A 14,645-nucleotide genomic window follows, 5' to 3' on the forward strand; every position below is an offset into this window, starting at 1 on the left:
GATAAGAGGGCGGCGAAAGAGGGGGAGTTTACAGATTATTGGGACAGGCGGGCTTATGCGGATGGGGCGGATTCCTGTTGGCTGAAAGTTCCTGCGCAGTTACCTGTCAGTCATTTCTCTTTCGGAAGCGTCGACGGCGTGTTTTTCGGATTTCGCTACTTGATCTGCGAAATATCCTGCGCGTCTGCCGGAGTCGGACGATTTCCCGGATGCCGTTGATCGATAACACTGTTTCGGTGAAACCATTAATTGACGCCAAAATGATGGCTATCTAATATCGCGCCACTATTTTGATGTCACTTTTCTGGTCGAGTGATCGGGTGTGTTTACCCGGTGCAATACCTGGTCCTGTTGACGCCCGGAATGTACTTCCGGTTCATGCCTGCTCCCGAGATTCTGAAATGGATATTCGCCTCCTGACCTTCATGGCTGGCCAGCCTTCTGCGGCCGTAAAAAATCGCGAAACCTTTTTGGGCATGCCCAAACGCGGTCTGGCGTTCCTACTGGCCAACGTCATGTTCTGGCAGCCGATGTGGGCGCAGGCGGACGGCATTGTGGTGGCAAATCCGGGCACGAGCCTGGGCCAGGCGGGCAACGGCGTGCCGGTCATCAATATCGCCACGCCCAACGGCGCGGGGCTGTCGCACAACCAGTTCCACGATTACAACGTCGGAGCGCAGGGCGTCATCCTCAACAACGTGGCGGCGCAGACCGGGCAGACGCAACTGGGCGGGATCATCGTCGGCAACCCCAACCTGAGCAACCGGGCCGCAGCCCAGGCGATCCTCAATGAAGTCATCAGCGGCAACCCGAGCCAGCTACGTGGCTACACCGAGGTGGCGGGGCAGTCGGCGCGAGTGATCGTCGCCAACCCGTACGGCATCACCTGCAACGGGTGCGGTTTCATCAACTCGCCGCGTGTGACCTTGACCACCGGTAAACCGGTGCTGGATGGCGCGGGCCGACTGGATCGTTTTCAGGTCGATCAGGGTAGCGTCGCGATCGAAGGCGCGGGGCTGAATGCCAACAACGTCGACCGTTTCGAGATCATCACCCGTAGCGCCAAAATCAACGCCGAGATCCAGGCGCAGAACCTGACCATCGTTGCCGGTCGCAATGACGTCAACGCGCAAACCCTGAATGCCACGGCCCGGGCCGATGACGGCAGCGCCAAGCCGCAACTGGCGATCGATAGTTCGGCGCTCGGCGGGATGTACGCCGGGGCGATCAAGCTGGTCGGGACCGAGGCCGGTGTCGGGGTGAAACTGGCGGGTAATGTGGCGGCCAGCGGTGGTGATATCCAGATCGATGCCAACGGCCAACTGACCCTGGCGCAGACCTCCGCCGCGAACAACGTGAACATCACGGCGGCCAGCCTCGACGCTCAAGGGCCGGTGTATGCCGGTGTGAACGTCAATGTGCAGACCCAGGGCAACCTGACCAACCGCCAGACCCTCGCCGCGCGGGACAACATCAGCCTGACCGCCGGCGGCCAGTTGACCAACAGCGGCATCATCGAAGCCGGGGTCAACGCGGACAACAGCCGCAATGCGGCAGGCAACGTCGCTATCCGTGCGCACAACATCGACAACACCGGCAAAAGCGTGATTGCCAGTCGCAACCTGACGGTCAACGCAACACAGACCGTGAGCAACCAGGGCGGCACGTTGAGTTCGCAGAACACGCGGGTCACGGCCAACACCCTTGATAACCAGAGCAAAGGGCGTGTGCTGAGCACGGACTCCCTCAGTCTCGATGCGAGTCAGGTACTCAACACCAACGGTCTGATCAATGGTGTCGGGCATCTCGATGCCAGCATCGGCCAGTTGAAAAACCGCGGCGGCGAACTGTCGAGCCTGCAGGATGTGACACTGCGCATGGCAACGCTGGACAACGTGGCGGGCCTGGTGAATGCCGGCAAAGCCTTGAGCATCACCACCACCGGGTCGATCAATAACCAGAACGGCAAACTGACCACGCTCGAGAGCCTCACAATCAAGGCTGGCCACATCGACAACAGCGACAAGGGCCGGATCGCCGGCAACGGAGCCTTGTCGATCAATGCTGCAAGCCTGGATCAACACGACGGCGGACAACTCACCAGCGATACGTCGTTGACACTGGATCTCAACAATGGCGCCTTGAACAATCAGAAGGGGCTGATCAACGCACCGTTATTGGTGCTGAAAAACCTGCAACAGGTCGATAACCGTAGCGGTGAAATCTCCAGCGCCCAGGCGTTTACGTTTGCTGCCAACAGCCTGGATAACAGCAATGGCAAACTGCTGAGCAATCAAACCCTGACCCTGCGCGTGCAGCAGGCATTGACCAATATCAAGGGACTTATCGCTGCAGCCAGCATCGATGCCCATGCAGGTAGCCTGAACAACAATGGCGCTACCCTCACCAGTCGTACCGGCCTGGATCTGCGCGTTGACGGTCAGCTCGAGAATCAGGACAAAGGACTGATCAACGCCACACAAACTCTCGCCATCAGCGCTGCCAACATCAACAATCAGAATGGCGGTTCGCTGCTCGGCAGCGCTATTGCCATTGATTTCAGCGGTTCGATGGGCGACCTCAATAACAGCAAAGGCCTGATTACAACCAAGGGCCAGTTGAGCATCAATCATCTGCGGGATCTGGACAACCAGGGCGGTGAACTCTCCAGCGACCTGAGTTACACCCTTGTCGCGCGAAATCTGGACAACAGTGTCGGCAAGCTTTTCAGTCGTCAGCGGCTGGATCTGAGTGCTGACAACACGCGCAATCTGAATGGCCTGATTTCCGGCTGGCAAAACCTGAGCCTGCTCGGTGGCAGTCTCGACAATCGCAATCACGGTACGTTGTCCAGTCGTGATGGCGATCTATTGGTCGATCTCACTGGTGATATCCGCAACAGCAATACCGGCGCGCTGGCCAGCAAAGGCATCTTGAAGATCACTGCGGCCAACATCGATAACTCGGACAAAGGTGCGCTCTCGAGTGAGGGCGCGCAGACCCTGACCGTCACCGGTACGTTGAACAACGGACAGGGTGGCCAGATCGACAGTGGCGCGGTTCTGGATATCACCGCCAAACGTCTCGACAACACCCATGCAACCATCAACGCCAAGCAGGACATCCGTTTCACCGGCACAGACCTGGATAACACTGAGGGGGTTCTGGCCAGTGAAGCGGCTTTCAATCTGGACCTGCTCGGTACGCTGACCAATACCAAGGGCCAATTGGTCGGTGTTGGCCCGCTAGTGATTGCCCGGGCCACGCAAATCAATAACCAGGGTGGCAAACTGGTCAGCCAGAAATTGCTCAGCCTGTCGACCGGCGGCCTCGACAACCGCAATGGCGGCACCGTCGCTGCCAACGACACCCTGACGATCGCCGCCAGCGGCGTAGTGCAAAACAGTGGCGGCCTGATCTACAGCGACACCGCTGATCTGCAACTGGCCGCTGCCAGCCTCGATAACGTCAAGGGAACCCTGCAAAGCGAAGGCGCGCTCACCGCCAACGTCGGCGGCGCCATCGATAACCAAAGCGGTCGTTTCGTTGCCAAAACCGGCGTTCTCAACATCACCGCTGCCAGCCTCGACAGCCGTGGCGGTGTGCTCTCCAGCCTCAAAAGTGCGTTCACTGCTCAGGTTACGGGCGTGTTGCGCAATGGCCAGGGCGGCGTGATTCAGGCGCAGTATCTGACACTCAAGGCCTTGGCAGGTCTAGAGAACGAGGGTGGCCGGATCACGGCGCAAAGCGGTGATGCGATCATCGATCTGGGCGGCAGCGGCAATTTCAGTAACCGCAACGGCGCACTGGTTGCCAAGCAACGCGTCAGTGTCACCGGCAAGGATTTTGACAACGCCGGCGACAGCGGCGGGCAGATCGCCGGGCAACAAATCGACCTAAGCCTGCGCGGCGCCCTGAACAACCGCAAAGGCATTATCGAAAGCGCCAGCATTTTGAGCATTGGTGCTGCCAGCATCGACAACCAGACCGGCCAGTTGCGCGCACTTGGCAGCTCCGGAAAGACCACATTCAGCCTCGCAGGCCTGTTCGATAACCGCAACGGCACAGTGGAAAGCGCCAACAATGACCTCAGCCTCGGCGCAGGTGGATTGTTGAACGGTGGCGGTAATGTGTTGCACGTCGGCACCGGGATTTTCGACATCGCCACCGGACAGCTCGGCAGCGCCGGCGGTAGCTTCGTCACACGCGGTGGACTGACGCTGACTGCGGATGGCTGGACCAACAGTAGCCTGATCCAGGCGGACCGCCTGACCGTCAATATCAACAACCTCAACCAGACGGCGAGCGGGCAGTTGCTGGCCGCCAGCAAACTGATCGGTAACGGTGGCAACTGGAACAACGACGGGCTGATCGCCAGCGACGGCTCGCTCGACATGACTTTGTGGGGCGATTATTCCGGCAACGGTCGTACCAGCAGTCTTGGCGATTTGACGCTCAAGGCCAATCAACTGACCCTCAACGCTGCAACCAGCATTGCCGGCGGCGGCAACACCACCATCAATGTAAATGGTCTGTTGACCAATCAAGGGCGACTGACCTCCAGCGGCGACATGACCCTCACAGCCGCCAACGTCAACAACTACGGCACCCTCGGCTCCGGCAAAGACCTGACCTTGACCACCGGTGCACTCCTCAATGACAGGGGCCTGATTACCAGCGGCGGCGACATGCGCCTGTTGTTGGCCAGTTTCACCAACGCCTACGGCAATGTGTATGGGCTGAACAACGTACACATCGGCCGGGATCGTGACAGCGGCAAGGCTGATTTGCTGGACAACCGTTCCGGCGAGATCTACAGCGCACAGGACCTGACCATCAATGCGCTGACGGTGAATAACGTCAGGGACATTCTTGAATACACCGCGCATGAAAAAAGCTCGGTAGTGATCACGCAACTGGACTGCAACCTGATTCCGATTGCCGGATGTGATTTTCGTAGTGGCGGTCGACGCAACGGACATTGGGAGATCGCCGAGACCGATCGCCTGAAAGTCGGCAACAGCAGCGCAGCCGCAAGCCTGACGAGCGGCGGCGACATGTCGCTCAACGTCCAGGCCTTGATCAACAGCAGCAGTACCATTGCCGCCACCGGTGATATCGCTGTCCACGCCGGCACCATCACCAACAAGGGCGTGCAAGAACAGGAAATCATCACCAAGCGTACCTACTGGAACTACGTCGACCAGATCTTTGCGACAGAGCCGGCAGCAGCTGCTTTCAACAAGAAAAACAGTCCGGCGCCATCCGCGACCGTCGAATCGGACTTGAGCAGCTTCATCAGCATGTTGGGTGGTGGCAAGCTCACGGAAAGCACGACCACTGTCGCGGGTTCCAGCAATTCCTATGACGCCGTGATCCAGGCCGGTGGCAACATCGAACTGAACGCGACCCAGACCATCGACAACAGCGTCGTGCGGCCTTACTACAGTTACGTCGCGGCGGGCAAAACCAACACCGATACGGGCGTCGGCAGTGGCTACTCCACGGTGGTCAAAATCAACCCGCAACTGCCGCCGGATCTGGCCCAGCAGCAGGTCAGCCCGATCGACCTGCCAGGTTTCAGCTTGCCGACGGGCCAGAACGGCCTGTTCCGCCTGAGCTCCGAAGGCAGCAGCAATCCGACCGCCACTGGCCCGCAAAGCTGGACGCTAAGCGGTGGCAAAGTCACCGCTGATCCATCGGCAACCCCGATAACCATCAACCGGGTACAAGGCCTGCCGAGCAACGCCGGCAAGTCCCAGCCACACAAATACCTGATCGAAACCAACCCGGTACTCACCGACCTCAAGCAGTTCATGAGCTCGGATTATTTGCTCAAAGGGCTGGGCTACGACGCCGACCAGAGCGCCAAGCGGCTGGGCGACGGTCTGTTCGAACAGAAACTGGTTCAGCAGGCCGTCGTGGCTCGCACGGGGCAGCGTTTCATCGATGGGCAGACCTCCGACGAGGCGGTCTACAAGTATCTGATGGACAACGCCATCGCCAGCAAGAACGCGTTGAATCTGAGTGTAGGCGTCACCCTCAGTGCACAGCAGGTCGCGGCGCTGACCCACGACATCGTCTGGCTCGAAGAACGTGAAGTGAACGGCGAAAAGGTCTTGGTGCCGGTGCTGTACCTGGCCAATGCCAACAACCGCCTCGCGTCCACGGGCGCGTTGATTCAGGGCAAGGACGTCACGCTGATAGCCGGCGAAAACCTGGAGAACTCCGGCACGTTGCGCGCCAGTCAAAATCTCGATGCAACAGCCAAGAAGGATCTGGTGAGCAGCGGACTGGTCGAGGCCGGCAATCTCCTGAAGTTGACGGCGACCGACAACCTGACGAACAAGGCAGGCGGGATCATTTCCGGTCGCGACGTCACGCTCACCGCCGAACACGGCGACGTGATCAACGAGCGTACCGTGACCACCCATCGCAGCAGTGACGGCCGCCTCAGCGAAGACACCGACTTCGTCGACAACGCGGCTCGTATCGAAGCGGCGAATGCACTGGTTATCGGCGCCGGTCGCGATATCAACAACAGCGGCAGCGTGCTGAAAAGCGGTGGCGATACCACGCTGACGGCCGGGCGCGATGTGCACATCGACTCGACCGAACAGACGACTGACCGCAGCAATACCAACTATCAGTATTCGACGGTCAAGCAACATGGCTCGGACGTCAACGTCGGCGGCACGCTCAAGGTTACGGCTCAGCGTGACGTCAGCGTAGTGGCGAGTAATGTCGAGGCCAAAGGCAACGTTGACATCAATGCCAAAGGTGACCTGACGATCAGCTCTGCGGCTGACGAATCCCATGCCACCGGCTGGAACAAGAAGTTCCGTGCGGAGGAGGATCACGTCGCCCAGCAATCGAGCGTGATCAAGGCTGGTGGAAGCCTGACGCTCAATGCCGACAAGGATCTCAACCTGATCGCCAGTCATGTCAAGTCGGGTGGCGAGGCCTTTGTCTATGCCGGCGGCGACCTGAACCTGCTGACCGCTGATAACCTCGATCACTCGTTTTACACCAAGACAACGAAGGGCAGCTTCGGCAAGAAAAAATCCGTGATGACCGAAAGCGAACGTATCGCGTCGGTCAGCTCGAGTATCGAGTCGGGAAGCAAGCTGGTGATGTCGGCAGGTCAGGACATCAATGCACAAGGGGCAAAAGTCAAATTCGATGGATCGTTGCTGGCGACTGCCGGCCATGACATCAACCTCGACGCGGCCGAAGACTATGCCAGCCAGGCCAGTGCCTCTTCGAAGAAGAACTGGAAATCCAGCAAATCCAATAGTGGCGAGGCCACTCAAACCCGCTTGAACAGCACCGAGTGGGTTGCCAAGAGCATGGAGCTCAAGGCCGACAATGACATTGCGTTGAAAGCTGCTTCGTTGCGTGCAACGGATGACATCACGCTGACAGCCGCCAATGATGTGTTCATCGGCGCCGCTCAGGAAACACAAACCTCCAGCCAGTCGCAGAGCTCCAGCAAGACAGGGGCGACGATTACCGGGCTGCTGTCCAACACGCAGAAGTCGCAACAGGGGCAACAGTCGTCCACCGAAAGCATCGGCAGCGATATCAGCGCTGGCAGCCTGCAGATCAAGAGCGGCCGGGACACGGTGGTTGAAGGCAGCACGCTGGTGGCCGACAAGAACATCGGTATCAACGCCGGGCGCAACCTGGAAGTCATCAGCGCTGAAAACACCACGACCGCCAGTTCCTCTTCAGGCAGCAAGAAGGTGGGCGAGATCGGTTCCTGGTGGCAAGGCGCGACCGGGATCGTCAAGACCAAAGAGTCGGATCAGAGCACCACGACTCGCCAGTCGGGCAGCCAGATTGCTTCGCTTGGCGGCAACATCCTGCTGACTGCCGGGGATCATTACACCCAGACGGCCAGTCAACTGGTCGCGCCGGTGGGTGACATCGGGATCACGGCCAAGCACGTGGATATCGGTGAGGGCTACGACACACTGAGCTCCACCAAAACCGCCAGCACCAATCGCACCGCCGTCGGTGGTACGGTGAGCATTCCGCTGGTTGATGCGCTGCGTGGCATTCAGCAAATGGGCGAAGCCGCCGGGAAAACCACCGACGGACGAATGCTTGCACTCGCTGCCGTGAATGCGGCCATGAGTGCCGATCAAGCGGTAGACGCGGCCAAGGCGTTGAAGGAAGACCCTCGGGTCGGAGTGAAGGTCAGCGTCAACCTGAGCAATAGCCAAAGCAAGATGAACAGCAGCCAGAGCGGCAGCAATGTCGTCGGCAGCGGCGTGATTGCGGGTGGCAACATCAACATCGTCGCCAAGGGTGCCGGTGCCGACAGCAACATCAATGTGGTCGGTAGTCGCATCGAGGGCGGTGGCGATGTTTCGCTGAACGCCGATGGTGCGATCAATCTTTTGTCCGCACAGAACACTGCTCATCAGGAAAGCACCAACAGCAACAGCGGCTGGAGCGCCGGTATCGGTTTCGGCTTCGGCGAGCAAAACGGCATTACCTTTGAACTGGCCGCCAACAAGGGCCGTGGCAGCAGTGATGGTGACGACGTCACGCACACCAACACCTCAGTCAAGTCCGGCGGCACGCTGAACCTGAAAAGTGGTGGCGACACCAACATCAAGGGCGCCACCGCCAGCGGCGAAACGGTCAAGGTCAACGTGGGCGGCGATCTCAATATCGAGAGCCTGCAAGACACCAGTACCTACACCTCCAAGCAGTCAAGCGCCAACGTCGGCCTGAGTGTCTGCGTGCCTCCGTTCTGTGTCGGCAACAGCAGCGTCAGCGGCGGCGTTTCCCAGCAACACATGCATAGCGAGTACGCCAGCGTCTCCGAGCAGTCGGGCATCAAGGCGGGCAATGGCGGCTTCCAGGTCGAGGTCAAGGGCAACACGGACCTCGTCGGGGCGATCATTGGCAGTACCGACAAAGCGGTGGCTGATGGCAAAAACACTCTGAGCACCGGCACGCTGACCACGTCGGACGTCAAGAACAAGGCTGAGTACGATGCCAGCAGCATTAACCTCAGCGGTGGATATGGCAGCGACATGGGGCGTGACGCCAATGGCAATGCCAGTGCGACGGCCAACAGAGGCGGGCCCGTCGTCGCGAGCAAGGATGGCGTCAGCGCAACGACTCCGATTGCCCTTTTTGCCAGCGGCAACTCCAGCAGCACTACTTACAGTGGTATCAGCGGCGCCGCCGTCACCATCACTAACAGCACTAAGCAACAGGAGCTGACCGGGCAAACGGCCGAACAGGCCATCGCTGCGATCAACACCGATGTTTCCAGCGACCGAGACGGCAGCAACAAGCTAAAACCGATTTTCGATGCCAAGGAAATTGGTGTTGATTTCGAGATTGTCGGCAAATTCGTGCAGAACGTTTCGCAGTTCATCGAGAGCCGCGCGCGTGAAATTGATGACAAGAAGAAACAGGCTGATCTTGAGTACGCGGCAGCGAGTAATCCAAACCTGTCTGAAAAGGATCGGCTGGCACACCACGAAAACTATCTGCAACTTCAACAGCAGATAAAAGAGGTTGGCGATAACTGGGGTGCAGGCGGGACATACCGACAAATCGCAACAGCTCTGGTTGCCGGCATCAGCGGTGGCGTGACGGGCAGCAGCGCGCAATTCGCGCAAAACATGGTCGTCAACTACGTTCAGCAGCAAGGCTCGTCATATATCGGCGAACTGGTGAAAAAAGGCCTGAAAGAGGGCAGTCCGGAACACGCGGCCCTGCATGCGATTCTTGGTTGCGCAGGCGCTGCCGCCAGTAACCAAAGCTGTTCGGCGGGAGCCTTGGGTGGTTCGGCCGCCAGTGTACTGGCCGGCCTGTTTGCAGATTCCGACCCGAATGAAACCGCGATAGAACGCGAAGCCAAACGTAACATCATCACCAGCCTCGTGACCGGGATTGCGGCCATGAGCAATCCGAACGGCGCGGCGACCGCAAACAACGCGGCCACCGCGAACGTCGATAACAACTGGCTTGCGACACAGCAGTACGTCCAGGCCATGAAGGAAATTGATGCAGAGCCCAATCTGGCCAAAAAGCTGGCGATCATCGCGAAGTGGGGGTACATCTCGGCCCGGCAGGACCTGCTGACAGCTTCCGGAGTCATGAAAGGCTTCACCGACGGCATGGCGGGTGCGGGCCTGGGCGCACTGGACAGTGCTGTGAATCTGTTGCGTGATCCGGTGGAAAGTTTCCACGCCATGAACGAGTTCCTTGCCTCTGATGAGGCGGTGAACATCCTCGGTAAAAGCGTTGCGGATGCTTTTAAATCGCAACTTTCGCAAATCCTTGAAGCTGCCACCGTGGGTGGCGACGAGAATGCGGAGAACGTTGGCCGGCAAATGGGGCAGGCCGTAGCGCTTATCGTCCAGCTCATGGCGGGTGGCGGCACCAGCTCCGCAAATGCGTCGCTGCAGCTGTCGCGTATGGGGATCGACGTCTCGGTCAAGACCATCAAAGAGGTCGGATCAACGGTCAAGATTGACCATCTCAAGACGCAGATCACGAAGTTTTCGGAGAAGCTGCCGGATACGGATGTGCCGGTGTTGGATCCGCAGAAGCCGGTGGTGCCGAAGCATGATCTGCAAAAGCCGGATCTACCGAAGACTGAACCGCCAAAGCCGGATATGCCGAATCCTGATGCTCACGAGCCAACTACCGCTCCAAAGGTAGAGCCCGCTTTTGATAAGGATGCGCAATTCCCGATACCTTCGAATGGCGGGATGACCCCCGTTTACAGAGATCCCGAAACGGGTTTGAATGCGATCAACCCTAACGTGTCTACTAACACTCGAAGGATTGAGGAACTCGCCAAGGATCTTGATACAAAACAGGTTTCCTTGCACGAAGGGCAAGCAGCTGTGCAGCTTGAAAATACGTTTGGCAGTACGCTGGAGCGCGTAAAGCCGACACTCGGAAAACCGAATCCAGATTTTGTATTCATAGATGGGCCTTACGCAGGGAAAACAGTAGATTTTATGTGGACAGACACAAGTCGGACTGGGCCGCTTAATAAGTTTTTTGTGAATAATTCGAAAGCGAACTATGAACAGCTTATAAAGCACATCGACAAGGCAGATATTGTTCCGCTTGATTTCAGGAACTTAACTGTGGAGAACCAGAGCCTTGTGAAAACCTGGATCGATAATTTGCCGGCTGCGTCGAAAGATAAAATCCTGATCTTGAGGTGATATTGTGGGTATGTATATCGCTATTGCTGATGGGGTTGGCTGGGCCACCTCCAGAGGTGTTTTTGATTGTATCGTTGAGGGGACGAGAATTTATCTTGAAAGCGTAGATAAGGCTTGTCTTGGAAGGATATATGAACCGTTGGATGAGCAAGCTCAAAGTTTTATAGTGCTCAGGGATGTCGAGGAAGAGTGCTTTAATAAATTTTACTTTTGTTGCGAAAAAGCGATGTTGGAATTTCCACATAGCGATGCTGCTCAAGAAATTCCAAGTGATCACGTGGAAGGCATTCTCTGGAATTGGGGCGAAGTTTTGAACTTGATGCGGCATGACTCTCGATTTAGAGCGTTAACTTAGGACTAAAAAATAGAAAAAATGTGAAAATGGGACAGATTTACTTAATTTTGAAAATGGGACAGATTTATTTAATTTAATAAATCTACCCCCCATTTCTGAATTTAAATGAGTCTGTCCCAGTTTTTTGTGTATGGGGATCGACGTCTCGGTCAAGACCATCAAAGAGGTCGGATCAACGGTCAAGATTGACAATCTCAAGACGCAGATCACGAAGTTTTCGGAGAAGCTGCCGGATACGGATGTGCCGGTGTTGGATCCGCAGAAGCCGGTGGTGCCACCGAAGCCGGATGTCCCACCGAAACCAGATGCGTCACCGAAACCGGATCCTGAGCCTCCGAAAACTGAGGCAACGCCGCCAAGAAAAAGGGGACAGATTTATTTGATTAAAAAAGGGGGTGGATTTATTTTATTTAATAAATCTGTCCCCTTTTGTTCGCGCGAGTCCGATTCCAAAACACGATTGGGAACAACACATCAAGGGGCTTAACCCAGACGGTGTTAGGATTTCTGATGAATTGAAAGGTCTTTAAGTCATGAAAATTGAAAATGACGAAGGTCGTCTTTTGAATGTTATTGCCGAGATCGGTGTCTTGGAGTGGCGAAAGTATCAGCAACGTTTTCCTGAGGTCATGGTCGGGAAAAAGATGCAGCGTCAAGATCGTTCTGCACTTCTCCCATTCATCGCTTTCAGGTTCAAGAATATTAGAGAAATCGATGTTGAAAAGCTAAAACGTGTTGTTGAAAATTATAAGGGTGCATTGCCATGGTTGATGGTGGGAAGGCAGCGCGAAGGTCTTCCCGGAACTAATTGGATGATAGCCCCCTCCAGGCTATGGGAGGTAAGTGAGCGCGCGTTGAAGTCAAATATGACTGCTGCTGCCTATCTGTCCATTCACGAACCGTCACTAGGTCCAGCAGCGTACGAAGATTTGGTTGCGCTCACTGAATATGTTCGTTCGGCGTTTGAACTGTCTTAATAAAAATCAAGAAAACGGGGGGGTAATTGATTTAATAAATCTGCCCCCATTTCTTAATTTAATAAGTTTGTCCAATTTTTTGTTAATAAAGGAAGTGTGGTTAAGTCCTGTTAGTTCTGAGTCGATACATGGTGGTCATTACTATAAGTTTGCTTTAGTGGATGAGGCCAAGGTTAAGGTTGTTGATCATGCTATCTATAAGGTTAAATATAAACTCAACTCTGAGGGGGCAGGCGGTTCTTGAAAAAAAGACAGCGTTTTATAATTTATCTGGTCAAGAGTTGGATTATAAGAATGACATTCGGGTCTTGAAATGATTAAAGTGAACTGGTTTGCCCTCGTCGGGTGTAGAACTTGCTGGTATTGAGTTGGGGGCAACATGTGAGGAGTTTGAGTCCATGCTCCTTGAATGTTGTGTAGAATCGAAAGCGAGGGTGTATAAGTTTTCTGATACTCCATTGTTGGTTATGGATGTTACAGGAAATTCAGGTAAGGTATTTTTTGGTTTGATATTTTTGATTTGAGTCTTACGGGCTGGAGTTTACAGTTTACAGTTTGCAGTTTCCTGGTTCAGGCAAAGTGTTATCCGAGACTAGGGCACTTGTGGTTGGTTTTTTGAATGGTAGGGTTTCCAATATCTCCGTATGGATGTTCGATTATTTCCAAAAAGGGTGTATTTAGATAAGGTCACAGGTAGGGTGAATAATCTCCACCCGAACTAAAAATGTGAGGTGCATATGAGAGAGTTGTTCGGTCAGCCATATAGCCAGTCAGACCCTAATTGGATTGTTAAAGGGTATTTTGACAGGATGTATGATGACGGCCGTTTTATCGAGGCGGTTGGCTATCTTGTGAAAAGATGGGGGTTCAGTGTGGATGGGGCATACTGTAACTTTCCTGATGAAAGCAGCCCGCTCGACGAAGAACACTTCGAAGGGGTGGAATTTTCCTATGGCTATCCCCCGAGTGATGAGGACACCATCGTCGTCAGCGAATCGGTTTGTACTGAGTATCTTCGGCTAGCTTGTGAGAAGTACCTTCAGCGTCATCCTGAAGATAAGGCGAAAATAGAAGAGCTCTTGCGGGTTATCTCTTTTTGAATTGAAGAAAGAAAGGGGGCAGATTTGTTTGTGACGAAAAAGAGACGAAAAAGGGGACAGACGAAAAAGGGGACAGATTTATTTAATTATGATGTCCCGTCCTGAATAAGGTTTACACCTTCTGATCTATTTTCAGGAGGGCGTAATGGAAACGGCTAAAAGGCGTAGTCAGCGAGACTACACGCTGACTTTTAAATTGTCGGTCGTGGATCAGGTCGAAAGAGGCGAGCTGAGTTATAAAGAGGCTCAGGAGCGCTACGGGATTCAAGGCAAAACGACCGTTCTGACGTGGTTACGCAAGCATGGTCGGCAGGATTGGAGCCCGGGCGCATACATTGGCTCGCCGAGGATGGGGTCTATGCCCGACAAAAACCGACCACTGACGCCAGAGCAACGTATCAAAGAGCTTGAAGAGCAGTTGGCTCTGTCCAATCAGAAAGCCCAGTTTTTCGAGGCTGTCGTGGACGTGCTGAAAAATGACTACGGTCTCTCTGTCATAAAAAAGCGTCCCGGCAAGTCCTCGCGCAAAAACGAATCAAAAACCTGAGCATCAGCAGGGCTTGCCAGTTCATGGGGATAAGCCGACAGGCTTACTACAAGCGCAATCGTGCCGATGCTGCTCGGTTCGTTCTGGATCAGCAAGTTGCCGATTTCGTTCAGCAAAAGCGTCAGCGACAACCACGCCTGGGAACCCGAAAGCTGCATTACTTGCTGCATTGCCAGCCTCGACTTGAGCTGCAAGTGGGTCGAGATCGGCTGTTTTCAATTCTGCGCGAAAGGCGTTTGCTGGTGGCCCGAAAACGCGCCTACCACAAGACGACTGACAGCCATCATCGCTTTCATCGTCATCCAAACTTACTCAAGGCTGGCCCAGACCAAGTTGTTCCAAGCGGCCCAGAGCAAGTCTGGGTGGCTGTGTGCTGTCCTGAATAAGGTTTACACCTTCTGATCTATTTTCAGGAGGACGCCATCGCCAAGCCTGTTTATATGGACTTGACCG

The 14,645-nt window shown here is 55.4% G+C and carries 5 protein-coding genes and 1 pseudogene; all 6 read left to right on the forward strand.

Annotation, left to right across the window (positions count from 1 at the left end; all coding sequences use genetic code 11):
- Positions 1-401: 401 nt before the first annotated feature.
- On the forward strand, positions 402-11,213 hold the full coding sequence (locus ACKLNA_RS03525; protein WP_408984871.1) for a hemagglutinin repeat-containing protein: 10,812 nt from the start codon (positions 402-404) through the stop codon (positions 11,211-11,213).
- 10 nt (positions 11,214-11,223) lie between these two features.
- Complete coding sequence (locus ACKLNA_RS03530; RefSeq protein ID WP_408984872.1) at positions 11,224-11,568, forward strand: hypothetical protein; 345 nt, start codon at positions 11,224-11,226, stop codon at positions 11,566-11,568.
- Between the two features lie 130 nt (positions 11,569-11,698).
- Complete coding sequence (locus ACKLNA_RS03535; RefSeq protein WP_408984873.1) at positions 11,699-12,055, forward strand: hypothetical protein; 357 nt, start codon at positions 11,699-11,701, stop codon at positions 12,053-12,055.
- A 46-nt stretch (positions 12,056-12,101) separates the two neighbouring features.
- Positions 12,102-12,545 (forward strand): hypothetical protein, encoded by a 444-nt coding sequence (locus ACKLNA_RS03540; RefSeq protein ID WP_408984874.1) that lies wholly within the window; start codon positions 12,102-12,104, stop codon positions 12,543-12,545.
- 737 nt (positions 12,546-13,282) lie between these two features.
- On the forward strand, positions 13,283-13,645 hold the full coding sequence (cdiI, locus tag ACKLNA_RS03545) for a ribonuclease toxin immunity protein CdiI (RefSeq protein ID WP_408984875.1): 363 nt from the start codon (positions 13,283-13,285) through the stop codon (positions 13,643-13,645).
- Positions 13,646-13,790: 145 nt separating this feature from the next.
- Positions 13,791-14,560 (forward strand): annotated as a pseudogene (locus ACKLNA_RS03550) (IS3 family transposase); the annotation flags it as partial.
- Positions 14,561-14,645 lie beyond the last annotated feature (85 nt).

Origin of the sequence: Pseudomonas sp. UV AK001 (genome assembly GCF_046097675.1) — a bacterium.
Lineage (GTDB): Bacteria > Pseudomonadota > Gammaproteobacteria > Pseudomonadales > Pseudomonadaceae > Aquipseudomonas > Aquipseudomonas kribbensis.